The sequence below is a fragment of the Agromyces subbeticus DSM 16689 genome (assembly GCF_000421565.1).
Taxonomy (GTDB): domain Bacteria; phylum Actinomycetota; class Actinomycetes; order Actinomycetales; family Microbacteriaceae; genus Agromyces; species Agromyces subbeticus.
In genome coordinates this window covers 64725-87874 of the sequence record NZ_ATXG01000005.1, presented here as the reverse complement: position 1 = coordinate 87874, position 23150 = coordinate 64725, and the positions used below count along the sequence as shown (strand labels likewise).

Here is a 23150-nt window from a genome sequence, read left to right as displayed (position 1 = left end):
GCGGATGCCGCAGCAGCACGCTGCGGCATCCGCCCCTCGTGTCGTCGGCGGGTCTCGATACGGCTGCTCCTCCGTCGCGGCCTACTCGACCGGCGGGAACGCCGGTCGAGTAGCGACGAAGGAGCGTATCGAGACCCCCGTGGGCAGGCTTACATGTTGATCATGTGGCCGGCGAGGCCGTGGAACGCCTCTTGCAGCGCCTCGGAGAGCGTGGGGTGGGTGTGCACGTTGCGGCCGAGCTCGAGGGCGCCGAGATCCCACTTCTGGGCGAGGGTGAGCTCGGGCAGCAGTTCCGAGACATCCGGCCCGATGAGGTGCCCGCCGAGCAGTTCGAGGTGCTCGCCGTCGGCGATGAGCTTGACGAAGCCCGTGGGCTCGCCGAGTCCGTGCGCCTTCGCGTTGGCCGAGAACGGGAACGTCGACACCTTCACGTCGTAGCCCTCGTCGCGCGCCTGCTGCTCGGTGAGGCCGAAGCTCGCGACCTGCGGCGAGCAGAAGGTCGCGCGCGGCATCATGCGGTAGTCGCCGAGCGACATCGTCTCGGCGCCGCCGATCGTCTCGGCCGCGACGACTCCCATCGCCTCGGCGACGTGGGCGAGCATGAGCTTCGCGGTGACGTCGCCGATGGCGAAGATGTGCGGCACGCTCGTGCGCATGAACTCGTCGATGCCGATCGCACCGCGGTCGGTGAGCTCGACCCCGGTGGCCTCGAGGCCGAAGCCGTCGACGTTCGGGGCGAAGCCCACTGCCATGAGCACGCGGTCGACCTCGAGCGACCCGGGCTGGCCGTCGGCACCGGTGTAAGCCACCGTGACCGAGGTGCCGTTGTCGGTGACCGTCTCGACCTTCGTCGAGGTGAGGATCGGCACGCCGAGCTTGCGGTACTGCTTCGTGATCTCCTTCGACACGTCGACGTCTTCGTTGGGCAGCGCCCGATCGAGGAACTCGATGATGGTCACCTCGACGCCGAAGTTGCGCACGATGTACGCGAACTCCATGCCGATCGCGCCGGCGCCGATGACCGCGATCGACCGCGGCAGGTCGCGGTCCATGATCTGCGTCGCGTACGTGACCACGTTCGGCGAGAGTTCGACGCCCGGCAGGAGCTTGACGCGGGAGCCGGTCGCGATGATCGCGTTGTCGAAGGTGAGCGTCTCGGTCGATCCGTCAGCCTTCGCGACGTCGATGGTGTTCGCATCGCGGAACGTGCCGCGACCGTCGACCTCGGTGATCGCGTTCTTCTTCATCAGGTAGTGCACGCCCTTGACGCGCCCCTCGGCGACCTGGCGGCTGCGTTCGTAGGCGACGCCGTAGTCGAAGCTCACCTCGCCCGACATGCCGAAGGTCGCGGCCTGCGTGGTGAAGATGTGGGCGAGCTCGGCGTTTCGGAGCAGCGCCTTCGAGGGGATGCACCCGATGTTCAGGCACACACCTCCCCAGTACTTCTCCTCGATCACGGCCACGCGGAGACCGAGCTGGGCGGCGCGCACCGCGGCGACGTAACCGCCCGGGCCCGCGCCGAGAACGACGACATCGAAATGGGTGGTCATGTCGCCAGCCTAGGCGCGGCGGCCGGGCGAGCGGGAGAGGGAACGGGGCATCCGATGCCGTCACGGCGGGTTCCGGACAGGCACCCCGGCGGGCGTATCGGGGTGTCGGCGGCCGGGCATACGCTCGAGCAGTGAACACCAGCACCGCACCGAATCGCGTGGCCGCGGCATCCGCTTCGTCGCAGCCGTCGAGGCTCTCGACGTGGGTGCAGTTCCTCGCCATGGGCATCGTGTGGGGTGCGAGCTTCCTCTTCATGAAGGTCGCGCTCGACGGGGTCTCGTTCGGCCAGGTCGCGTGGTCTCGCACGCTGCTCGGGGCGCTCGCGCTCGGCGTGATCGTGCTCGTCATGCGGCCGAGAGTCGTCGCGCCCGACGGAACGCGGGGCCCGGTGCTGCCGCGCGAGCGTGTGGTGTGGCTGCACTTCCTCGTGGTGTCGCTCACGACCTGCGTCATCCCCTACCTCTGCTTCGCGTGGGCCGAGCAGTACGTCTCGTCGAGCCTCGCCTCGATCTACAACGCGACCACGCCGATCATGACGGCGCTCATGGCGACCCTCGTCTTCCGGGTCGAGCGGCTCGGGCTGAGCCGGTGGGCGGGCGTCGGCGTCGGCATCGTCGGCGTGCTCGTCATCATCGGGCCGTGGCAGTACTCGGCGCTCACCGGCAGCCTCGCGGGGCAGCTCGCGTGCCTCGTCGCGACCGTCTGCTACGGCTTCACCTTCGGTTACCAGCGCCGCTTCCTGAGCCAGCGCCCGATCGCCCCGGCGACGTTCGCGTTCCTCTCGATCGGGGTCTCGGCGGTCGTCATGCTCGTGCTGACGCCCTGGGTCGCGCTGTCGCCGGTCGACCTCGACTTGGCCGTCGTGGGCTCGCTCCTCGCGCTCGGCGTGCTGGGCACGGGGCTCGCGTACATCTGGAACATCAACGTGCTTCGCGCATGGGGGCCCACCGGCACATCGACCGTCACGTACGTCACGCCCGTCGTCGGCGTGGCCCTCGGCGTGCTGTTGCTCGGCGAGCGCTTCTCGTGGCACGAGCCGCTCGGCGCGGTGCTCGTGCTGCTCGGCATCCTGCTCGCGCAGGGCCGTCTGCGGCTGCCGCGGCGATCGTCGGTCGAGTAGCGACGAAGGAGCGTATCGAGACCTGTCGCGTGGTCTCGATACGGCGCTGGTGCGCCTACTCGACCGGCGGGCACTTGACAACGGTACGCGCACATGGTTGGTTAGTTACACAAGTAATGAACCAACCAAGGTTCAGCCGGAACAGATGGGCGGGTATGGACGACTCACGTCCGATCTTCATCCAGATCGCAGAACAGGTCGAGAACGACATCATCGACGGCTCGCTGCCCGAGGGCGGCCAGATTCCATCGACGAACGAGTTCGCCGCCTTCCTGCGCGTCAACCCGGCCACCGCACTGAAAGGGGTGACCCGCCTTGTCGACGACGGCATCGTGGAGAAGCGAAGGGGAATCGGCATGTTCGTGACGATCGGGGCCCGTGAGCGGCTCGTCGAACGACGGCGGGCGGGATTCGCCACCGAATACCTCAGACCACTCATCATCGAGGCCGAGAAGCTCGGCATCGGCATCGACGAACTCGCGGGCATGCTCCGCGCGGAAAGGATCGAATCATGACCCGCACCGTGGTGCACGCCACCGGGCTCACGAAGCGCTACGGCTCGTTCACGGCCGTCGACGCGGTGAACTTCTCGCTCGAGGAGAACCGCATCTACGGCCTGCTCGGACGCAACGGCGCCGGCAAGACGACGATCATGCAGATGCTCACCGGGCAACTCTTCCCCGATGCCGGCGAACTCGACGTCTTCGGCCGCGAACCCGCCGAGCACGCCGACGTGCTGCGTCGCATGTGCTTCATCGCCGAATCGCAGCGCTACCCCGAGGACTTCACGCCGGCCCACGTCTTCAAGGCGGCACCGTGGTTCTTCGAGAACTGGGATGCCGCGTTCGCCGAGCAACTCGTCGCCGACTTCCGGCTGCCCCTGAAGCGCCGCATCAAGAAGCTCTCACGCGGCCAGCTTTCAGCGGTCGGTGTCATCGTCGGTCTCGCCTCCCGGGCACCACTCACCTTCTTCGACGAGCCGTACCTCGGGCTCGACGCCGTCGCGCGGCACATCTTCTACGACCGGCTGCTCGAGGACTACGCCGAGCACCCCCGCACGATCGTGCTGTCGACCCACCTGATCGACGAGGTCGCGAACCTGCTCGAGCACGTCATCCTCATCGACCAGGGCCGCATCCTGTTCGATCGCGACGCCGACGAGCTGCGAGGCTCGGCCACCACGGTCGCCGGCCCGCGCGCCGCCGTCGAGTCGTTCGTCGCCGATCGTCCCGTCATCGGTCGCGAGGGCCTCGGTGGGCTGGCATCGGCCACCATCGACGGCCGACTCGACCAGGCCGACCGCATCCGGGCGGCCGAGGCGGGGCTCGAGTTGGCACCCGTCTCGCTCCAGCAGCTCATCATCCACCTGACCGGCACCGACCTGCGTGCCGATTCGACCGAACAGGAGGTTGCGGCATGACCGCCGTCATCGAGCAGTCGATCCCGCGTACCGAGGCCCGGTCACGGGCCCACGAGATCTGGCGCATCGTGCGCCTGCACGCCGTCAACCCGTCGATCTTCTTCGGAGTGCCCTGGCTCATCCTCGGCTCCGCCTGGGCGATCATGATGATCATCGGGCTCATCATCACCGGCGCGGGCGGGCCTGTCGACGACATGGCCAAGGGCATGCGCTACAGCTGGGCCGTGCTCTCGCCGCAGTGGTATCTCGTCGTCGTCGGCGTGCAGGCGATCGGCCTGACGTTCTCGTTCGCACTGGGCTTCGGCACCACTCGCCGCGACTTCTGGATCGGGACGAGCATGATGTTCGGCCTCGTCTCGCTGCTGAACGCCGTTGCGATCGCCACGCTCGTGCAGATCGAGAAGGCGACGAATGGCTGGGGTGTCGGCATCGCCATGTTCGACTCCCTCTGGTACGGGCAGCAGGGGTGGCTCGTCGACTTCTACACGACGCTGGCGCTGCAGCTCCTCGTGTTGTTCGTCGGCGCGAGCGTCACGACGGTGTACATGCGGTGGCGCATGCGGGGCATGATGATCGTGATGTTCAGCGCGATCGCGCTGCTGCTGGTCTTCGTCGCATACCAGACGTTCAGCGGCGGCTGGATGGCCCTCTTCGAGTGGTTCGGCAGCATCGGCGTCGTGGGCGGCTTCACCATCGTGCTCGGTTTCGCGGTGGCCTTCGCCGTCGGCGGGTACCTCGTGATCCGGCGGGCGACACCCCGCTGAGTCGCAGCTCCGCACGGCACAGAGGGCGTCATCCGCGAGGATGACGCCCTCTTCGCGTGAATGCGACCTCCGCCCGACGCGCCGGCCCGCCCCGCCCCGGCAGGCTCGAGGCTATGAGTTCCTTCGTGATCGAGGCATCCGGCCTCAGCAAGTCCTTCGGCCAGACGCACGCGCTTGCGGGCGTCGACCTCCAGGTGCGAACCGGCGAGTCGCTCGCCATCATGGGCGCCTCGGGATCGGGCAAGACGACGCTGCTCCACTGCCTCGCCGGCATCACCCGCCCCGATACCGGCACCGTCGCCTTCCAGTCGGGGGCAGGCCGGGTGGACGTGACCGCGCTCAGCGAGCGCGAGCGCTCGCGGCTGCGGCGGGAGGCGTACGGCTTCGTCTTCCAGCAGGGGCTGCTCATTCCCGAGCTCACCGCCGTCGAGAACGTCGCGCTCGCCCTCATGCTGAACGGCATGCCGCGCCTGCGCGCCGAGGAGTACGGCCGCGGCTGGCTCGCGGCTCTCGGCCTCGCCGGCATGGAGGACCGCCGCATCGGCCAGCTCTCGGGCGGCCAGGCGCAACGCGTCGCGATCGCCAGGGCGCAGGTCACCGGGGCATCCGTCGTCTTCGCCGACGAGCCGACCGGTGCGCTCGACTCGACCACCTCGGCCGAGGTCATGCGCGCGCTGCTCGATTCGACGACCGGCCAGGGCCGCACGCTCGTGGTCGTCACGCACGACGCGGATGTCGCAGGGCGCTGCAGCCGCATCGTCGACATGCGCGACGGGCGCATCGTCGGCGAACGGGTGCCGGGGGTGTCGGCATGATCGGCCGGGTGGCCTGGCTGCTCGCCCGACCGGGCACGGCGGGGGCCGCCGCGAGCGCGCTGCCGATCACGGCGTTCGCGATCGTCACGGCGCTGCTGCTCACCGTGCTCGGCGGCGCGCAGTCGTTCTGGAGCTGGTCGGGCGATGTCGGCGTGACGTACCAGGCGCTCGCCGTCGTCGCGCTCGTGCTGCTCGTCGTGCCGCTCGCCTCGCTCGGCGGCGCAGCGGCCCGGCTCTCCGCACGCCGGCGCGACGACCGGCTCGCGACGCTGCGACTGCTGGGCGCGACACCGGCCACAGTCTCGGCACTCGCCGTGATCGAGTCGGTCGTGCTCGCGGTCGTGGGCGCCCTCGCCGGCGTAGCGCTCTACTTCGTGCTCGTACCGTTGCTCGCGCTGATCCCGTTCCGGGGGGAGGCACTCGGCATCGAGGGCGTCGTGCTCGCACCGCTCACGATCCTCGGCGTGGTGCTCGGGGTCGCGCTGCTTGCCATCGTGAGCGCCGTGCTCGGCCTGCGCCAGGTCGTGATCTCCCCGCTCGGCGTGCGCACGAAGCAAGACGCGCCGAAGCTGCACTGGCTGCGCATCGTCATCGGCGTCGCGGTCATCGCCCTCGCCTTCCTCGTGATGAGCGTGCTGCAAGTGGCCGGTTCGGCGATGCTCATCCTCGCGATGCTCGGCGCCGCGTTCGGCGGCAGCATCGCAGTGCTCAACCTGATCGGCCCGTGGGTCATCCGGCTCGTCGCGCAGTCGCAGGCCAAACAGGCCAAGGTGCCTGCCCGGCTGCTCGCGGCCCGTGCGGTGCTCGAGTCGCCCAAGGCGGCGTGGCGACAGGTCTCGGGGGTGGCGATGACGAGCTTCATGGCCGTGTTCGCGGGCGTCGGCATCGCGCTGCTCGGCTCGTTCGGCGAGGCGGCGGACGCCGAGTCGCAAGAGCTCTTCGCCGACATCCGCACCGGAATCCTGATCACCGTGGTCGGCTCGTTCCTCATGGTGGCGTGCTCCGTCGGGGTCAACCAGGCCGCCGGCATCCTCGATCGCGGCGAGCTGTACCGCTCGCTCGGCATGCTCGGCATGCCGACGCCGACCATGGATGCCGCCCGTCGCCGGGCGGTCATGTCGCCGCTGCGCATCACCGCGATCGGCTCCGCCGTGACCGCGGCGATCGTGATGCTGCCGCTCACCGGGCTCACGATCATCGTCGCGCCGCTCTCGCTCGCGGTCATCGCGGGCGTGCTGGCCGCGGGCATCGGCGTCGTGTGGCTCGGGCTGCTCGCGACGAGGCCCATGCTCGAGCGGGCGGCTGCCACGAACTGAGGCCGGTTCGCCGACCTCTGCGGGTCGAGCCCGTCGAACCCCTGCCGGGAAGCGGTCGGGTTCGGCGGGCTCAACCCGCTTCGACATCCAGTGCCGCAGCGGTCAGGCGCGCGTCATCGTCGAGGGGTACCCGCCGTCGCCCGGGTAGACCCAGGCACCGTCGACGACCTGATCGTCGGCGCTGAACTTGCCCTGGAAGTACGCCGGGCTGCCCTTCGCGCCGCCCCAGATCGTGAGGGTGTCGCCGACGAGTTCGTAGACGTAGTCCAGCGTGTTGCCCGCGGAGTCGTAGAAGCGCGAGACGACGTCGGCGCCGACGGGCTCGCCGAACGGGTGGAGATTGCCGATGACCTCGAAGCCGGTGATCTGCTGCTCGAATTGGGTGAGTTCGACGTGCTGCAGCAGGAAGTACCCGCCCGGCATCCACTCGTACCGCACGGTGCCCTCGGCGCCGCCGGTCACCGTCCACGATCCGACGAGCCGGTCGAGCGCACGCAGCTCAGGGGTGGGATCCGGCTGCTCGCCGAGGCCGTAGGCGTCGACGTCGTTCGCGGTGTCGCTCGCGGTGACATTCACGGTTTCGATTCGGTCGTGCATGGTCGGTTCCTCTCGTTCGCGGTGCCTCGGTCGGCGCCGTCATGGATACCTCGGAGCCACGACCGCGTCCTTGACATCGAGCAGCAGAAATCTCGAGCGAAGGAATTTCGGTCCGCGATGTCAAGACGGCTCAGGCAGCTCCGAGGTAGCTGTACAACACCGAACCCACACCCCCGGGAGGAAAAATGACCGCACACACCACCACTCCGGGCGCGGCCGGCGAGCTGACCGCACCGCCGACCACGTCGTCGAGCCGCCGCCGCTCCACTCGGCGCCTGGCGCTGGCCGCCGCGCTCGCTGGCCCGCTCTTCTACGGCTCGGCCATCGCCCAGATGCTGACCCGCCCGGGCTTCGACCTGCGCAAGCACCCGCTCAGCCAACTCTCCACCGGCGAGCTCGGCTGGATCCAGATCGCGACATTCGTGCTCACCGGGCTCGGCGTGCTCGCCCTCGCGATCGTGCACCGGCGGGTGACGCAAGGCCTCGGCCGGCGAGCGGCACCACTGTTCATCGGCATCTTCGGTGCGGGCCTGATCGCAGCAGGCTGCTTCGTCATGGATCCGCAGTTCGGCTTCCCGCTCAGCGCACCCGAAGGCGCGGTGCCGATGTCGTGGCACTCGATCGTGCACTCCGCCGCTGCCGCCATCGCCTTCACCGCCCTCGCGGTCGCCTGCATCGTGCTTCTCGTACGGGACATCCGTCGCCGGGCGCTGTGGCCGGCGATCGGCAACGGTGTGACGGCCCTCGTGATGCTGCTGCCGGTCTCGCCCGAGAGCGCGAGCGTGCAAGTCGCACTCACCGGGATCGTCGCCTTCACTTGGACGACGGTGGTCGCGCTGCGACTCCGCCGGGCCGCCTGAAAGCCCGCTCCATTCATCGAACCCGAATAGCGTGGCAACGACCGCGCCGTCTGGAAGGAAACACCATGAAGTTCCTCGTGCTCAGCTACACCCCCGCCGCGGCTTGGGATGCCGCGACAGCAGACACCCCGTCGGAAGAGGCGCTGGCAGCATTCGCCGCCTACCAGGAATTCGAGGCGGAGCTTCGTGCCACAGGCGAGTTCGTGACGAGCGAGGGCCTCGGCCACCCGGCCGTGACCACCACGGTGCGCAAGGCCGAGTCGGGCGTCGTCGCCACCGACGGGCCGTTCGCCGAGCTGAAGGAGGTGCTCGCGAGCTTCGCGGTGATCGACGTCGCGAGCCTCGAACGCGCCCGCGACATCGTCTCGCGCATGGTCGCCGTGCTCGGCGAGCCGATGGAGATCCGTCCGATCATGGGCGACGACTTCGCCGCCTGATGCCCGGCGCCCGCGACACGACCGTCGAACACCTGCTGCGCTCCGAGGCGCCTCAGGTGCTCGGCGCGATCGTGCGCCGCTTCGGTCGCTTCGACGTGGCCGAAGATGCGGTGCAGGAGGCACTCATCGCGGCCAGTCGCCAGTGGCCGGCCGACGGCGTCCCGGCCGAACCGCGCAGTTGGCTCATCCGCGTCGCCTATCGCAAGATGATCGACCTGCTGCGTTCCGAGCAGGCCGCCCACCGCCGCGAAGCGGAGGCCGCGGCATCCGACCCATCGCTCGTCGATCCGACAACACCGGGCCCGACCGTCGTCGACCACGACGACAGCCTGCACCTGCTCGTGCTGTGCTGCCATCCTGCGCTCCGTGCCGCCTCGCAGATCGCGTTGACTCTGCGCGCCGTCGGCGGTCTCACAACCGCGGAGATCGCTCACGCCTACGGTGTCAGCGAACCGACCATGGCGGTGCGCATCAGCCGGGCGAAGCAGCAGCTGAAGAAGGCGGGCGCGCGTTTCGCGTTGCCGCTCGAGGGCGACCTGCGGCCGCGCATCGAGGCGGTCATGCGGGTGCTCTACCTGGTCTTCAACGAGGGGTACACCGCGACTTCCGGCGATACGCTGGCGCGTCGCGATCTCACCGAAGAGGCGATTCGGCTCGCCCGGTTGCTGCAGCGCATGCTGCCGGACGACCCGGAGCCCCAGGGCCTCACCGCCCTGATGCTGCTCACCGAGGCCCGGCGAGGCGCGCGAACGGATGCCTCGGGAGAGCTCGTGCCCATGGCGGAACAGGATCGCGGTCGGTGGGATGCCGCACTCATCGCCGAGGGCAGCGCCCTCATCGAGCGGGCCTGGCGTCAGCGCAGCGTCGGCACGTATCAGTTGCAGGCCGCGATCGCGGCCGTGCACGCCGAGGCCGTTGACGCGGCTGAGACCGACTGGCCGCAGATCGCCGCGCTCTACCTCGGCCTGGAGCAGCTCGAGCCGACCGCCCCCGTGCGGCTCGGCCGAGTGGTCGCCGTCGCTCACGCCTACGGTGCGCAGCGCGGGCTCGCCCTGCTCGACGACCTCGACCGGCAGCACGATCTCTCCGCCGACGCGCTTGTGAGCGCCCGCGTGCGGGCCGTACGCGCCCACCTGCTGGGGCTCACGGGAGACCACGGGCTCGCGAGCACGGAGTTCAGGGCGGCGGCGGAGATGACCGGCAACCTCATCGAGCAGCGCTACCTGCACGAGCGCGCTGTGCGGATGGAAGTACGCTCGTTGCATGACTGACGGGCCCTTCGACGAACGGGATGCCGCGATGAGCGAGCTGCTCGGCATCCGATCGAGCATCGACAACATCGACGCGGCCCTCATCCACCTGCTCGCCGAACGCTTCAAGTTCACGCAGCAGGTCGGCCGGCTGAAGGCCACGCACGGCCTGCCGCCGAGCGACCCCGATCGCGAGCGGCGCCAGCTCGCGCGGCTGCGCGACCTCGCGATCGACGCGCACCTCGACCCGGCGTTCGCCGAGAAGTGGTTCAACTTCGTCGTCGCCGAGGTGATCCAGCACCATGAAGAGCTCGCCAACAACGCGGGCGGCACGGCCGGCATCGGCAACGCCGGCGAGCTGTGAGCTGGTACCCGATCGCGCTCCCGTCGCAAGCGGGCAAGCGCTACCTCGTGACCGGCGGCAACCGCGGGCTCGGATTCTTCACTGCGGCCAGGCTCGCGGGTGCCGGCGCGCATGTCGTGCTGGCCGGGCGCAGCCCTGAGCGGCTCGAGGCGGCGCTGTCCGCCATTCGCGGCGCTCGCCCAGAGGCATCCGTCGAGCCTCTCGTCATCGACACGGCCTCGCTCGACTCGGTGCGCGCCGGCGCTGCGCGGCTGCTGCACCGGCCGCCGCTCGACGGCATCGTCACGAACGCGGGCATGGTGCACACGCCGGGAGTGCGCCTCGAGTCGCCCGACGGCAACGAGCTCGTGCTCGCCACCAACGTGCTCGGCCATTTTGCCCTGCTGGCCCGGCTGCTGCCGCATCTCGCACCGGGCGCTCGCGTCGTCGCGCTCGGCTCGTTCTCGACGCTGCTCTCGACGTTCCGCATCGACGACCTGCAGCTGACGCGCGGCTACGACTTCTGGCGGGCGTACGCCCAGTCGAAGATCGCGACCCAGGTGCTCGCCTTCGAGCTCGACCGGCGGCTGCGGGCGGCGGACTCCACGACGATGAGCGTCGTGGCCCACCCGGGATACGCGATCAGCGGTCGCACGCCACGGGTTCCCGGGGTCAACGAGCCGACCGCCGGTGCGCGCTTCGCCGATGCGCTGCAGACGCCGTGGGCGCAGGGCAAGCATCGCGGGGCCGAGGTGACGCTGCATGCGCTGACCGCGCCCGGCGTCGAGGGCGGCCAGTTCTGGGGTCCCCGGTTCCTGACGAAGGGCGCGCCGAACCTGCAGACGCCGACGCGAACGACGAAGAATGCCTCGATCGGCGCTCGCTTCTGGGCCTTCGCCGAAGCGGCCACCGGCGAGACCTTCGGCGTCGCATGACCGAACCGACCGAGAAGCCGCGGTTCTTCGCGCGGCCGAAGGTGCGGCGCATCCTCTCGCGCACCGTCGTCGCGATCGGCATCGTGCTCGCGGTCATCGGCGTCGTGTCCGGACGCTACGGCTGGCTCTTCGCGGGCATCATCGCGACCGGCCTCGGCGCCGCGATGGGGCCGGGGCGCATCCGCCGCTGAGCCGAGCGACCCCCGCGGCTCACGCGGTCAGGGTCGTCGGTTCATGGAGCACCGCAAAGTTCACCGAACGCGCGATGAAGCAATAGTCGCCGACGCGCTCGTGCAGTTCCTCCGCCAGGTGCGGGTCGCTGTTCGCGTCGATCGTGACCCGCGGGCGCAGCGTGACCTCGCTGAACTGCCCGCTGCCGTTCGGCTCTTCGAGCATCGCGCCGGTCGGGGTATCCGCGTAATCGGTGACGACGACGCCCGCACCCGCAGCGAGGTGGAGGTACCAGAGCATGTGGCACTGAGCGATCGAGGCGACGAGCAGCTGCTCGGGGTTCCAGCGCGCCGGGTCGCCCCGGAACGAGAGGTCGGACGACCCGGGGATCGGCGGGAGACCGTCGGCGGTGACCTCGTGGTCGCGGCCGTACCCGCGATACGTCGCGGTGCCGGTGCCGAGGTTGCCGGTCCAGTGCAGCCCGAGGTCGTAGTGGTGGGTGGTGGTCACTTCGTGCTCCGTTCGGTGGCGATGCGGCGGGTCGTGAGGGCGTGATCTGCGGCGGCGAGGCGTGCGCCGTCGGCGTCGCCTGCGGCGATGCGGGCGAGGATGTCGCGGTGTTCGTCGTGCACGGATGCCACGCGCTCGCGTTCGCCCAGGCGATGGCGGGTCGAGACCACGATCTGGTCCCAGTAGCGGTCGAGCGTCGCGACGACGACGGTGTTGCCGGCGAGCTGGGCGATGCGCTGGTGGAAACCGCGGTTGCGCTCCGTCGCAGCCGGGAGGTCGCCGCTGCGCGTGAGCGCATCGGTCTCGTCGGCGATCGCGTCGAGTTCGGTGAGTCGGGCGGGCGCCATCTCGCCGCGACGCACGAGGGTCGCGAGAGCGGATGCCGCGTGGCCGTCGAGCGCCGAGCGGGCCTCGTAGAGCTCGGCGAGCTCGTCGGCGTCGCGCATGTGCACCCGCACGCCGCGGCCCTGGGCGACGACGAGCCCGTCGGCCTCGAGCCGCTGCAGCGCCTCACGCACCGGCGTTCTGCTCACGTCGAGTCGCTCGGCGAGCGATGACTCGCTGAACCTCGTGGCCTGATCGAGGGCGCCGCCGAGCACGAGCTCGCGCAATTCGTCGTAGACGGTCATGCGAGAGATTATTGCATGCAATACGCCAACAATGCATACATTGATCCTTGACACCGGGCGGGCGCATGCCACCGATGCGTCGAGCGTGCAGTGGCCGCCGGTTCCGGGGTGGGGAGTGCACTCTCGATGAGAGCCAAGCGCGACGCGGACGCGCAACGGCTCGATGCGCGCGGTTCACCTTCCCGTAACCACGAAGCAGTCCCGCGTTGGCGGCGGCTGCTTACGTTGGGGCAACGGAACACACAGCATGCGCCTGCACCGGGCGCAGCGGTCACGAAAGGTTTCCGATGAGACTCTCCACCAAGGCCTGGCCCGCCATCGCAGCGGCGGCCCTGCTCGCCGTCGGCCTCGCCGCCTGCTCGTCGCCCTCTGCGGCCGACGACGCGGCAGCGGATGCCTCGGGCGATGTGACGTTCGCGGTCGACGAGAACACGCTCGTGTTCGGTGTCGTGCCCGACTCGGTCGACACCGAGACGAACTACCAGCCGCTCATGGACTACATCGCCCAGGAGACGGGCAAGACGGTCGAGTACCACGAGTCGACCGACTACGCCGCGCTCATCGAGGCAGCGGTCGCCGGCAAGATCGACGTCGCCTCGTTCTCTGGCTTCACCTACGTGACGGCGTCGAACAACGGCGCGGCGCTCACGCCGATCTCGTCGATCATCACGGAAGAGGGCCAGGAGCCCGGCTACTTCTCGCAGGCGATCGTGCCCAAGGGCAGCGACATCACCGACCTCGCCGGCTTCAAGGGCAAGAAGGTCTGCTTCGTCGACCCGTCTTCGACCTCGGGCTACCTGTTCCCGAGCTACAACCTGCTGAACGAGGGCATCGACCCCGAGACCGACGTCACGCCGGTGTTCGCGGGCAAGCACGACGTCTCGGTCACCAAGACCGGTGAGGGCGTCGAGTGCGAGGCCGGCTTCGCCGAAGACAGCGAGGTCGAGAAGAGCGACAAGGTCGAGGTCGTCGCCGAGACCATGGTGCCCGGTGCGCCGATCGTCATGTCGAACACCCTGCCCGAAGAGCTGAAGACGCAGCTCGTCGGCATCCTCGGCGAGGTCACGATCGACGACATCATCGCGGCCGGTATCGACAGCGCCGACAGTGACGCCTTCCGCAGCGCGTTCTTCGCCACGTCGCCGGTCGACGACGCGTACTACGACACCATCCGCGACATCTGCGAGAAGACGAACGCGGAGCAGTGCCAGGGCTGACGCCCGGTCACTGACCAGCACGGCAGATCGAACCACGCAGGAACACGGAGCAGCAGATGAACGAGTCAGCTCGGATCGACGACGCGAACGCCACCGATGAATCGGTCGTCATCGACGTCACCGGACTCACGAAGGAGTTCGGCCGCACCGTGGCGCTGCAGGGGGCATCGCTCACGGTCTCGCGGGGCGAGATCGTGGTGCTCCTCGGCCTCTCGGGCTCGGGCAAGTCGACGTTGCTGCGGCATCTCGACGGCCTCGAGACGCCGACATCGGGTTCCGTGCGCGTGCTCGGCCAGGAGGTGCCGCGCCTGACCGGCCGGCGCCTCCGGGCCCTGCGCAGCCGCATGGGCTTCGTGTTCCAGCAGTTCGACCTCGTGCCATCGCTCACGGTGCTCGAGAACGTGCTGACCGGGGCGCTCGCCGAGCTCCGCGGGCCGCGCATCGGGCTCTGGAGCTACCCCAGGCGCTTGAAGCTCACGGCGCTCGGACACCTCGACCGGGTCGGCCTGCTCGATCGTGCGTACCAGCGCGCCGACACCCTCTCGGGCGGGCAGCAGCAGCGCGTCGCGATCGCGCGCGCCCTCATGCAGAACCCCGAGATCCTCCTCGCCGACGAGCCCGTCGCCTCACTCGACCCCGAGTCGAGTGAGCAGGTCATGGCCCTCATCCGGGAGATCGCGATGGACGAGGGCCTCACCGTCGTCTGCAGCCTCCACCAGGTCGACCTCGCGCTCTCGTGGGGCGACCGCATCGTCGGCCTGCGCCACGGCGAGGTCGCGCTCGACACACCCGTCGAGGGCCTGTCGAAGGCCGCCGTCATGGAGATCTACGGCCGCGTCGCCACCTCCACCACCGAACTCTCCGCCATCGAGGTCGAGCTCGCGGATGCCGCGGCTGCTGCAGATCTCGACAGCGCCGATCTCGACAGCGCCACCCTCGTCGACGGCTCGCTGCGATCATGACGCTCACCGCGCCTTCCGCCGCATCGCCGAGCCGGCAGAGTCCGACTCCGCCGCCCTCGATCCTCGAGCGCGCACCCCGCCGCCGCGTCTCAGCCGAGCGGATCGCGGCGACCCTGACCCTCGGCGCGATCGTCGTGGCATCCGTCATCGCCCTCGCCGACTCGGGCATCTCGATTCCGAGCATGGTCGAGAGCTGGGGCAACGCCGAGCGGTTCTTCGCTCGGGTTGGCCCCATCACCTTCCCCGAGCCGGCGGAGCTCGCCTACCTCACGGCACTCACGATCGGGCTCGTGCTCTGCGGCACCCTGCTCGCCGCCGTGATCTCGGTGCCGGTCGCCTACCTCGCGGCCTCGAACACGACGCCCGGCCCCGGGTGGCGGGCCTTCGGCCGCTTCGTCGGCGTCTTCACCCGCGCAGTGCCCGACGTCGTGCTCGCGATGGTCTTCGTGCTCATGTTCTCGCTCGGCTCGCTGCCCGGCATCCTCGCCATCGGGCTCCACTCGATCGGCATGATCTCCAAGCTGTTCGCCGATGCCATCGAGCAGATCGACGAGGGCCCGCGCCTCGCCATTCGCGCATCAGGCGGCTCGAAGCTGCAGGAGTTCACGAGCGGAATCCTGCCGCAGGTGCTGCCCTCGTGGGTGGCGACAGTGCTGCACCGCAACGACATCAACCTGCGCGGCTCGGTCATCCTCGGCTACGTCGGCGTCGTCGGTCTCGGCATGGAGATGTCGTTCGCCTTCAAGTCGCTGAACTACTCGGAGGGCCTCGGCATCGCGATCGTGATGTTCCTGCTCTGCGTCGCCATGGAGATCGTCTCGAGCGTCGTGCGTCAGGCGATGCTCGGCATCGCTCCGACGGGTCGCGGCCTCGGCGACCGCGTGGTGCGCGGTGTCGCGAACGCCAGAAACCGCGCGGCCGCCGGTCGAGTAGCGAGCGCCAGCGAGCGTATCGAGACCTCGTCGGCTGGTCTCGATACGCCTCCTTCGTCGGCTCCTCGACAGGCGGTGTCCCACGACCTCCACGCGGCGCTCCGTCGCCCGTGGGATGCCGTGCGCATCCGCAACACCGCGTGGGGCTGGATCGCGCTCGCCGTCGTCGTCGGCAGCGTGCTCATCTGCAACATCCAGTGGGGCGACCTCATCACCTTCTGGGCGAAGATCCCCGCGATCGCCGTGCAGTTCTGGCCGCCGAGCTTCGGCAACTACGACATGGCGACGATGGTCGGCGCCATGATGCAGACGATCGGCATCGCGCTCGCCGCGACCCTGCTCGCCTTCGTGTTCTCGGTGTTCGTCGGCTCCCTCGCCGCGCGCAACGTGGCGCCCAACGGCACGGTGCGCTCGTCGATGCGCCTGCTGCTCGTCGTGATCCGCGGCATCCCCGAGGTGATCCTCGCGATCGTGCTCATCGTCATCACGGGCCTGGGAACGCAGGCCGGCACGCTCGCACTCGCGTTCGGCGGCATCGGCCTGCTCGGAAAGCTCATCGCCGATTCCTTCGAAGAGGTGCGGTCGGGGCCCGAGCGTGCGCTGCACGCCACGGGCGCGAGCCGCACGCAGGTCTACGCCTCGGCGACGCTCCCGCAGGGCACCCGCGCCCTCATCGGGCACAGCTTCTACCTGCTCGACACGAACATCCGGGCGGCGACGATCCTCGGCATCGTGGGCGGCGGCGGCATCGGCTACTACCTGCTGAACGCCGGGCAGGGCTCGAACTACGCCGCGGTCACCGCGATCGTGCTGATGATCCTCGTGACGGTGCTCGTCGTCGAGGGCGTCGCCGTGTGGATGCGGCGGGTGTTCCGATGAGCACGAGCCCGATGAGCATGAGCCCGATGAGCACGAGCCCGATGAGCGGCTTCGACGTCGCCGTCGTCGGCTCCGGCATCATCGGCCTCGGTGCCGCACTCGCCGCGCACCGGCGCGGTCAGCGGGTCGTCGTGATCGAGCGGGGCAGCGAGGCCGCCGGGGCATCCGTGCGCAACTTCGGCCACCTGTGTTTCACGCCGCAGGCCGGTCTCGCCCGCGAGTTCGCCCTCGCCTCGCGCGAGCTGTGGCTCGGGCTCGCGAGCGACGCCGGCGTGTGGATCCGCGAATCGGGCACCCTCGTGGCTGCGCGCCGCGAAGACGAACTCGCCGTGCTGCAGGAGCTCGCGGCGGCGCGCGGCGGCGCAGAGGTCGAGCTGCTCTCCGCCGCCGAGGCGAACGAGCGGATGCCGCTCGCCCCGGGTTCAGCCGTCGGCGGTGCGTTCCTGCCGCAGGACCTGCAGGCGAACCCGCGGCAGGCGATCGGCGCGCTCGCCGCGTATCTCGAGCGCGAGGGCGTCGAATTCCGCCGCCGCACCGCGGTCGGCGCAGTGCGACCGGGCCGGGTCGAGACGAGTCGCGGTCCCATCGACGCGGGCCGGGTCGTCGTCGCCGTCAACCACGACATCGACCTGCTCTACCCCGAGGTGGCCGAGCGGGTCGGCATCGTGCGCTGCGCCCTCGACATGCTGCGCGTCTCGACCGAGCTGCGGATCCCGCTCGTGGCACCGCTCCTCACCGGGTGGTCGCTCGTGCGCTACGGCGCCTTCTCGGCGACGCCCGCGGCGGTCGCGCTCCGCGAACGGCTGCACGCCGAGTCGCCGGCGCTCGCCGCGCTCGACCTGAACCAGATGTACACGCAGCTGCCCGATGGCTCGCTCATCGTGGGCGACACGCACGTACGCGGCGTCAGCGTCGCGCCGTTCCAGGCCGAGTCCGCGTTCGAATCGCTGCTCGAGGTCACCCGCGAACTGTTCGGACTCGAGCACCTGCGCGTGATCGAGCGCTGGCAGGGCGTGTACGCGAGCGGCCCGAACGACTTCCTCATCGAGGAGGTCGAGCCCGGCGTGCACCTCGCAAGCGCGACCACCGGCATCGGCATGACGACCGGGCTCGGCCTCGCCGACCACGTCGTCGGAGCATTCGAACCCGCAACGACCACCCCGCAGAGAGGCGCATCATGACCACGAACCCACCCGTCGGCATCTCCGACGACGAACTCGCCGAGCTCGACGAACTGGCCGAACTCACCGAACCGAGCGAGACCGGCGCTCGCGAGTTCGAGGTCGACGCGCTCGACGAGCAGCTCGACGACCTCGACGACCTCGAGGAGTCCGACGACCCCGATGAGGGCGACATCGAGCTCATCGTGCTCGACATGGCGGGCACCACCGTCGCCGACGACGGTGTCGTCGAGCGGGCGTTCGCACTCGCCGCCGAACGCAGCGGCATCGCGAGCGGCGACGCCTTCGAGTCGGCCGTGCGGTACGTGCGCGACACCATGGGACAGTCGAAGATCGCGGTCTTCCGGGTGCTCACCGACGGCGACGAAGACGCCGCGCAGCGGGGCAACGCCGCGTTCGAGACGGCCTACGCCGAGCTCGTCGCGAGCGAGGGCGTCGCCGAGATCGCCGGCGCGGCCGACGTCATCAGGGAGCTGCGCGGAGCCGGGGCATCCGTCGCCCTCACGACCGGCTTCGCACCCGCGACGCGAGACGCACTGCTCGACGCGCTCGACTGGCACGGCCTCGCCGACGTCGTGCTCTCGCCGGCCGATGCCGGCCGCGGTCGCCCGTACCCCGACATGCCCCTTACCGCGCTGCTGCGCACGGGCGCCAGCGCGGTCGACGCGATGGTCGTCGTGGGCGACACCGTCAGCGACATGGAGTCCGGCGTGAACGCCGGCGCCGGGTTCGTCGTCGGTGTGCTGAGCGGGGCGCACGACCGCGACGCGCTCACGCTCGCGGGCGCCGACGCCGTCATCGACAGCATCGCCGAGCTGCCCGCGCTGCTCGGCCTCCGCAGCGAGTAGGGGAGTACCGGTGCACACCGTGGAACGAATCGGCGAGCTCGACGTGATCGTGAAGCCTTCGCCCGTGGCCATGGTCTGGAACGAGCCCGGCCGACCGCACGACGCCCTCGCGGCGCCCGGCGTTCGGCTCGCGGCGGGGGAGGCGCTCGTCGAGATCGAACTCGCGACGATCTGCGGCTCCGACGTGCACACGGTGCGCGGCGATCGCTCGGCCCCGGCCCCGCTCGTGCTCGGTCACGAGCAGGTCGGCCGGGTCATCGCGGTGGGCGAGGGCGCCGTGCGCGCCGACGGTCTGCCGCTCCAACTCGGCGACCGCGTGATCTGGTCGGTCACCGTCAGTTGCGGCACGTGCGATCGCTGCAGCCGCGGCCTCACCCAGAAGTGCCGCTCACTGGCGAAGTACGGGCACGAGCGGGTGCATCGGGGCTGGGAACTCTCGGGCGGCTTCGCCACGCACGTGCAGCTGCGCGCGGGCACCGCGACCGTTCCCGTGAGCGAGACGCTGCCCGCCTCGGTCGCGGCGCCGGCATCGTGCGCCACGGCCACCGCGGTGGCGGCGCTCGACGCGGCGACGGCGCGCATCGACCTCGACGGTGCGCTCGTGCTCGTGACCGGCGCCGGCATGATCGGCCTGACGGTCGCGGCGATGGCCGTCGAGGTGGGCGCCGAGGTGATCGTCTCCGATCCGGATGCCGCGCGGCGTTCGTTCGCCCGTCGGCTCGGCGCCGTCACGGCCGACCCCGCCGCACGCGGCGCTTCGGACGACCGGCTCGACGCCGTGCTCGCCCGCTTCGAGGCGCGGGGGTTCCGAGAGGTGCTCGTGGCGATCGAGGCATCCGGATCCGCCGCCGGTGTGCGCACCGTGCTCGACACCGTCGGCGTCGGCGGCGTCGCGGTGCTCGTCGGCAGCGTCTCGCCCGGCCCCGAGGTCGGCATCGACCCCGAGTCGATCGTGCGGCGGCTCGTCACCGTCACTGGCGTGCACAACTACGCGGCATCGCAGCTCGTGCGTGCCGTCGAGTTCCTCGAGCGGTCGTGGCGGGAGCTGCCGCTCGATGAACTCGTGGGCGCGACGCATCCGCTCACCGAACTCGATCTCGCGATCGACGAGGCCGGGACCGGGCTGCACGTGCGGGTCGGCGTGGCGCCGGGGCGCCGGCCGTTCTGATCGTGGAGGTGCGGTGCGGCGGTCCACGGCCGAATTCTGTGCCAGTCCGGAGCCAGGCGACGTAGGCTGATTCGATCATGCGTGTGATCAGCTACAACCTTCGCAAGCACCGGGCGAGCGGGGAGCTCGTGGGCATCGTCAAGCGCTATGCGCCCGATATCCTCTGCCTGCAGGAATGCGACACGCAAGACCTGCCGCAGCAGATCGGCACGCTCGAGCTGGCCGACGCCACCCAGCGCAACCGCCTCGGGCTCGCCCTCTACTACCGAGCCGACCGCTTCACCGCGCGGCGCGTGCAGGCGTTCGTGCTCAAGAAGTCGCTGCACGACCGCTTGCTGCGCCCCGCACATGAACGGCTCATCGGTGTGCGCCTGCTCGACCTCGAGGCGCAGCGCGAGCTCATCGTGGCGTCGTTCCACGCGGCGCCGCTCACCGCGCTCAACTCGCTGCGTCGCCACCAGATCAAGACGGCGCTCGGTGAGCTGCAGTTTCTCGGGCCGGGCCTGCCGACGCTCATGGTCGGCGACTACAACTACCCGATCTTCAAGGAGAACCTCGGCGAGAAGGTGCGCGACTCGGGCTACGACCTGACGCTCAGCGACAAGCGCACGTATACGCGGTACAAGTTCTTCCGCGGGCACTTCGATCTCGCGACCTCGGTCGGGTTCGACATCGTGGGCATCGAGACGCTCGAGCGAGGGTCATCCGACCACATGCCGATCCTCGTGAACGCGGACTACAGCGCCTATGGCGCGCATGCGGCGTATGTCGACGACGCCGACGAAGCCGATGACGAGGCTGCGGCGGGCATTTCAGACACGGCCGCGGACGTGCCATGATCAGCCGCGAGCTGGCGCTCGCGCTGCGTGAGGCGGGGCTCGTCTGGCACCCCGAATCGGGCGACCGGTTCCAGCTCGACCTGCCAGACACCGTCGAGGCCGAGGTGGAGGCCGACGTCTTCACCGTGAGCGAGATGACGATCGAGGCGCACCGCTTCCCGACGGGAACCATCCTCGGCTTCAACGGCACGACCGAGTGGGCGCTCGATTCCGTCTCGATCGGCGACGCCGTGTGGCTGCCCCGCGAAGACCAGTTGCGTGAGCTGCTGCGGTCGACCTTCCGTGCGCTGCGGCGGCTCGACGACGCGTTCGAGGTCGAGATCGAGCTGGCCGGAGCGCGGCGGCGCTTCGAGCATCCGGATGTCTCCGAGGCCTACGGTCTCGCCATGCTCGAGCTCGTCGGACGATCGCGATGACGGATGCCTCGGGCGCGGAGCCTGCGCCGGTCGAGCCTGAGTCGATCGAGCCTGCGTCGGCCGCGGCCGGCCGCGCGGTCGCGCTCGTGGCGGAGCTCTTGACCGGGCCCGTCGGCAGCGCGGTCGCCGAGCTGGAGCGGCACGGTGCCCGTGACGAGACCCTCGCCGACTATGTGGCAGAGCGGCGCACGCTCGGCATTCCGCGTGCCGCCCGCATGGTTCCGCTCGGCCGGGTGTGGCGGCTCGGGGTGCTGCTGCTCACCGCCGACGGCCGGTTGTTCGCCACTGGTCGAGCGGTACGCGCCGAGCGTCCGGCCCGACGCAGCACCCCCGCGGCGGCGATCGCCGAACAGCGCGCCCTTCGCGCTGCCGCCGTGAAGGGCGGCATCGCCGAAGGAGAGACGGTGAACTTCGGTGCGGCGCCGATCGACCCGGCCGAGCTCGCCCGCACCGGGGCATCCGGCCCGCTCGTGCTCGTCGGCGACGCCGTGGTGGTGCGCTGGAACCCGGCGCAACCCGACGCGCTCACGCCCCTCGACCGCTACCTCGGCGAGCGGGTCGAGTTGCTCGCGCACCCGACGGGCGCCTGAGCGGATGCGTCGTTCGAGCGGGTTTGCTAAGGTCGACGATCGTGTGTTGTAACTCCACGGCAATGATCATTCGGCCCCGCACCGCCTGAGGCGGAGCGACCGAACGTTCTCGCGTCCCTCCGCCTCGGCCATGACCCTGGCCGCGGTGCGGTTCGGCGTACCCGGCTGACGATTCTCGCCAGCGGAGCTTTCATTGCGTACTCACGCGTCTTCTTCTTCTTCTTCTTCTTCACGTTCTTCACGTTCCTCCCGTTCCTCCCGTTCCTCCCGTTCCTCCCGTGCCCGTTCACCTCGTGCCGGTTCTTCTCGCGGTTCGATGCCATCGCCATCGCCATCGCCATCGCCATCGCTGTCGTCGCCGTCGATCGTGGGCGGTCGCCACGAGCTCGGGCAGAACTTCCTGACCGACCGTCGGGTGATCGACGGCATCGTCGCACTCGTCGCGGCGACGTCCGGCCCGATCATCGAGCTCGGCGCCGGTGGCGGTGCGCTCACCCGACCGCTCGCGCAGCTGGGGAGGCCGCTCACCGCACTCGAACTCGATCCGCGGCGGGCCGATGCGCTGCGCCGAGAACTGGGCCCCGACGGCGATCACGGCCGTCGCGTCACCGTCGTGCAGGCCGACGCGCTCGTCTGGCGGTATCCGTCGTCGCCGCACGTCGTCGTCGGCAACGTGCCGTTCCATCTCACGACGGCGATCATGCGGTCGCTCCTCGCGCGAGGCCACTGGACCGACGCGGTGCTGCTCACGCAGTGGGAGGTGGCTCGGCGGCGCTGCGGCGTCGGCGGCTCGAGCCTGCTGACCGCCCAGTGGGATCCGTGGTTCGCGTTCACCCTGCACGAGCGGGTGCCGGCGCGTGCCTTCCGGCCGATGCCGTCGGTCGATGGCGGGGTGTTCGGTGTCGAGCGGCGGCGCGACCCGCTCGTCGATGTCGCAGAGCGGGCGGCGTTCCAGGCCTTCGTCGGCGAGGCCTACCAGGGGCGCGGCAACGGCATGGCGCAGATCCTCGCACGCACGTCTCGCCCGTTGCCCGTCGAGCGGGGCCGGCGAGTGCTGCGCGCACTCGGCCTGCCGGCTCACGTGCTGCCGAGCCGCCTGACGGGGGAGCACTGGGCCACGGTCTGGTCGGCGGTGCGCGAGACACCGCGCACGGTGCGGCGTCGCGGCGCTAGCGGAGGTCGCGACTGATGCGGATGCCGAACGGATGCGGCCCGGCAGCGAACCACACGATGGAGCCGACGAGCGGGAAGCAGAACACCGCGATCGCCCACACCCATCGTTCGAGTTCGTTCAGCTCGTTGGTACGGAAGATGCGCGAGATGACCCAGATGATGATGGCGAGGTATGCGACGCCGATGAGCAGGCCGACCAGATGCCAGCCGAAGAATCCATCCATGGT

28 protein-coding genes are annotated in these 23150 nt (G+C 70.0%); 22 read left to right on the top strand and 6 right to left on the bottom strand.

Annotated features, from left to right (window positions below; translation table 11 throughout):
- Positions 1-149 precede the first annotated feature (149 nt).
- The gene (gene lpdA / locus H521_RS0109430) at positions 150-1550 is read right to left on the bottom strand and encodes a dihydrolipoyl dehydrogenase (protein ID WP_022892773.1); all 1401 of its coding nucleotides are present in this window, start codon (positions 1548-1550) and stop codon (positions 150-152) included.
- Between the two features lie 221 nt (positions 1551-1771).
- Here lpdA and H521_RS0109425 point away from each other — a divergent pair, with 221 nt between their 5' ends.
- From H521_RS0109425 to H521_RS0109400, 6 genes are all read left to right on the top strand, one after another.
- Positions 1772-2671 (top strand): DMT family transporter, encoded by a 900-nt coding sequence (locus H521_RS0109425; protein ID WP_040424369.1) that lies wholly within the window; start codon positions 1772-1774, stop codon positions 2669-2671.
- A 155-nt stretch (positions 2672-2826) separates the two neighbouring features.
- The gene (locus H521_RS0109420) at positions 2827-3186 is read left to right on the top strand and encodes a GntR family transcriptional regulator (protein ID WP_022892771.1); all 360 of its coding nucleotides are present in this window, start codon (positions 2827-2829) and stop codon (positions 3184-3186) included.
- Complete coding sequence (locus tag H521_RS0109415) at positions 3183-4091, top strand: ABC transporter ATP-binding protein (protein WP_022892770.1); 909 nt, start codon at positions 3183-3185, stop codon at positions 4089-4091. The genes H521_RS0109420 and H521_RS0109415 overlap by 4 nt, the downstream gene beginning before the upstream one ends.
- Entirely contained in the window at positions 4088-4855 is a 768-nt protein-coding gene (locus tag H521_RS0109410; RefSeq protein ID WP_022892769.1) for a hypothetical protein, read from the top strand. Before H521_RS0109415 ends, H521_RS0109410 begins: the two co-directional genes overlap by 4 nt.
- Before the next feature lie 113 nt (positions 4856-4968).
- The gene (locus H521_RS0109405; protein ID WP_022892768.1) at positions 4969-5670 is read left to right on the top strand and encodes an ABC transporter ATP-binding protein; all 702 of its coding nucleotides are present in this window, start codon (positions 4969-4971) and stop codon (positions 5668-5670) included.
- A complete protein-coding gene (locus tag H521_RS0109400) occupies positions 5667-6986 on the top strand; it encodes an FtsX-like permease family protein (protein ID WP_022892767.1) in 1320 nt (439 codons plus the stop codon). Before H521_RS0109405 ends, H521_RS0109400 begins: the two co-directional genes overlap by 4 nt.
- Positions 6987-7088: 102 nt before the next feature.
- Here the strand turns inward: H521_RS0109400 and H521_RS0109395 are convergent, their stop codons facing one another.
- Complete coding sequence (locus tag H521_RS0109395; protein WP_022892766.1) at positions 7089-7583, bottom strand: hypothetical protein; 495 nt, start codon at positions 7581-7583, stop codon at positions 7089-7091.
- Between the two features lie 185 nt (positions 7584-7768).
- Between H521_RS0109395 and H521_RS0109390 the strand changes: the two genes are divergently transcribed.
- The 6 genes from H521_RS0109390 (at position 7769) to H521_RS0109365 (ending at position 11599) form a co-directional block, all read left to right on the top strand.
- Positions 7769-8443, top strand: coding sequence for a DUF998 domain-containing protein (locus tag H521_RS0109390; protein WP_022892765.1), 675 nt, complete (start codon positions 7769-7771; stop codon positions 8441-8443).
- 65 nt (positions 8444-8508) lie between these two features.
- A complete protein-coding gene (locus H521_RS0109385; RefSeq protein WP_022892764.1) occupies positions 8509-8880 on the top strand; it encodes a YciI family protein in 372 nt (123 codons plus the stop codon).
- Positions 8880-10151 carry an RNA polymerase sigma factor gene (locus tag H521_RS22565; protein WP_022892763.1) on the top strand — a complete coding sequence of 424 codons (1272 nt, stop codon included), beginning with the start codon at positions 8880-8882 and terminating at the stop codon, positions 10149-10151. The genes H521_RS0109385 and H521_RS22565 overlap by 1 nt, the downstream gene beginning before the upstream one ends.
- Positions 10144-10494, top strand: coding sequence for a chorismate mutase (locus tag H521_RS0109375; protein WP_022892762.1), 351 nt, complete (start codon positions 10144-10146; stop codon positions 10492-10494). The genes H521_RS22565 and H521_RS0109375 overlap by 8 nt, the downstream gene beginning before the upstream one ends.
- Positions 10491-11408, top strand: coding sequence for an SDR family NAD(P)-dependent oxidoreductase (locus H521_RS0109370; RefSeq protein WP_026482128.1), 918 nt, complete (start codon positions 10491-10493; stop codon positions 11406-11408). The genes H521_RS0109375 and H521_RS0109370 overlap by 4 nt, the downstream gene beginning before the upstream one ends.
- Positions 11405-11599 (top strand): hypothetical protein, encoded by a 195-nt coding sequence (locus H521_RS0109365; RefSeq protein ID WP_026482127.1) that lies wholly within the window; start codon positions 11405-11407, stop codon positions 11597-11599. The genes H521_RS0109370 and H521_RS0109365 overlap by 4 nt, the downstream gene beginning before the upstream one ends.
- Before the next feature lie 19 nt (positions 11600-11618).
- On the opposite strand, the gene H521_RS0109360 is transcribed toward H521_RS0109365, so the two are convergent.
- Positions 11619-12089 carry an OsmC family protein gene (locus tag H521_RS0109360; protein WP_040424314.1) on the bottom strand — a complete coding sequence of 157 codons (471 nt, stop codon included), beginning with the start codon at positions 12087-12089 and terminating at the stop codon, positions 11619-11621.
- The gene (locus H521_RS0109355; RefSeq protein ID WP_022892761.1) at positions 12086-12718 is read right to left on the bottom strand and encodes a GntR family transcriptional regulator; all 633 of its coding nucleotides are present in this window, start codon (positions 12716-12718) and stop codon (positions 12086-12088) included. Before H521_RS0109355 ends, H521_RS0109360 begins: the two co-directional genes overlap by 4 nt.
- Positions 12719-13005: 287 nt before the next feature.
- Between H521_RS0109355 and H521_RS0109350 the strand changes: the two genes are divergently transcribed.
- The 9 genes from H521_RS0109350 (at position 13006) to H521_RS0109310 (ending at position 21750) form a co-directional block, all read left to right on the top strand.
- The gene (locus H521_RS0109350) at positions 13006-13935 is read left to right on the top strand and encodes a phosphate/phosphite/phosphonate ABC transporter substrate-binding protein (protein WP_022892760.1); all 930 of its coding nucleotides are present in this window, start codon (positions 13006-13008) and stop codon (positions 13933-13935) included.
- A gap of 56 nt (positions 13936-13991) precedes the next feature.
- The gene (gene phnC, locus H521_RS22560) at positions 13992-14897 is read left to right on the top strand and encodes a phosphonate ABC transporter ATP-binding protein (protein ID WP_022892759.1); all 906 of its coding nucleotides are present in this window, start codon (positions 13992-13994) and stop codon (positions 14895-14897) included.
- Positions 14894-16708 (top strand): phosphonate ABC transporter, permease protein PhnE, encoded by a 1815-nt coding sequence (gene phnE, locus H521_RS0109340; RefSeq protein WP_022892758.1) that lies wholly within the window; start codon positions 14894-14896, stop codon positions 16706-16708. Before phnC ends, phnE begins: the two co-directional genes overlap by 4 nt.
- Positions 16709-16734: 26 nt before the next feature.
- Complete coding sequence (locus tag H521_RS0109335; RefSeq protein WP_051159252.1) at positions 16735-17889, top strand: TIGR03364 family FAD-dependent oxidoreductase; 1155 nt, start codon at positions 16735-16737, stop codon at positions 17887-17889.
- On the top strand, positions 17886-18737 hold the full coding sequence (locus tag H521_RS0109330; protein WP_022892756.1) for a phosphonatase-like hydrolase: 852 nt from the start codon (positions 17886-17888) through the stop codon (positions 18735-18737). The genes H521_RS0109335 and H521_RS0109330 overlap by 4 nt, the downstream gene beginning before the upstream one ends.
- Positions 18738-18747: 10 nt before the next feature.
- The gene (locus H521_RS0109325) at positions 18748-19905 is read left to right on the top strand and encodes an alcohol dehydrogenase catalytic domain-containing protein (RefSeq protein WP_026482122.1); all 1158 of its coding nucleotides are present in this window, start codon (positions 18748-18750) and stop codon (positions 19903-19905) included.
- 77 nt (positions 19906-19982) lie between these two features.
- Positions 19983-20744 carry an endonuclease/exonuclease/phosphatase family protein gene (locus H521_RS22555; RefSeq protein WP_022892754.1) on the top strand — a complete coding sequence of 254 codons (762 nt, stop codon included), beginning with the start codon at positions 19983-19985 and terminating at the stop codon, positions 20742-20744.
- The gene (locus H521_RS0109315; protein ID WP_022892753.1) at positions 20741-21160 is read left to right on the top strand and encodes a hypothetical protein; all 420 of its coding nucleotides are present in this window, start codon (positions 20741-20743) and stop codon (positions 21158-21160) included. Before H521_RS22555 ends, H521_RS0109315 begins: the two co-directional genes overlap by 4 nt.
- The gene (locus tag H521_RS0109310) at positions 21157-21750 is read left to right on the top strand and encodes a hypothetical protein (protein ID WP_022892752.1); all 594 of its coding nucleotides are present in this window, start codon (positions 21157-21159) and stop codon (positions 21748-21750) included. The genes H521_RS0109315 and H521_RS0109310 overlap by 4 nt, the downstream gene beginning before the upstream one ends.
- Before the next feature lie 201 nt (positions 21751-21951).
- On the opposite strand, the gene H521_RS26075 is transcribed toward H521_RS0109310, so the two are convergent.
- Positions 21952-22179, bottom strand: coding sequence for a hypothetical protein (locus H521_RS26075; RefSeq protein ID WP_169513977.1), 228 nt, complete (start codon positions 22177-22179; stop codon positions 21952-21954).
- On the opposite strand from H521_RS26075, the gene erm reads away from it, so the two are divergent.
- A complete protein-coding gene (gene erm / locus H521_RS0109305) occupies positions 22067-22939 on the top strand; it encodes a 23S ribosomal RNA methyltransferase Erm (protein WP_051159243.1) in 873 nt (290 codons plus the stop codon). The two genes, H521_RS26075 and erm, sit on opposite strands and share 113 nt — an antisense overlap.
- Here the strand turns inward: erm and H521_RS0109300 are convergent.
- On the bottom strand, positions 22920-23147 hold the full coding sequence (locus tag H521_RS0109300; protein ID WP_026482119.1) for a PLDc N-terminal domain-containing protein: 228 nt from the start codon (positions 23145-23147) through the stop codon (positions 22920-22922). The genes erm and H521_RS0109300 overlap by 20 nt on opposite strands.
- Positions 23148-23150 lie beyond the last annotated feature (3 nt).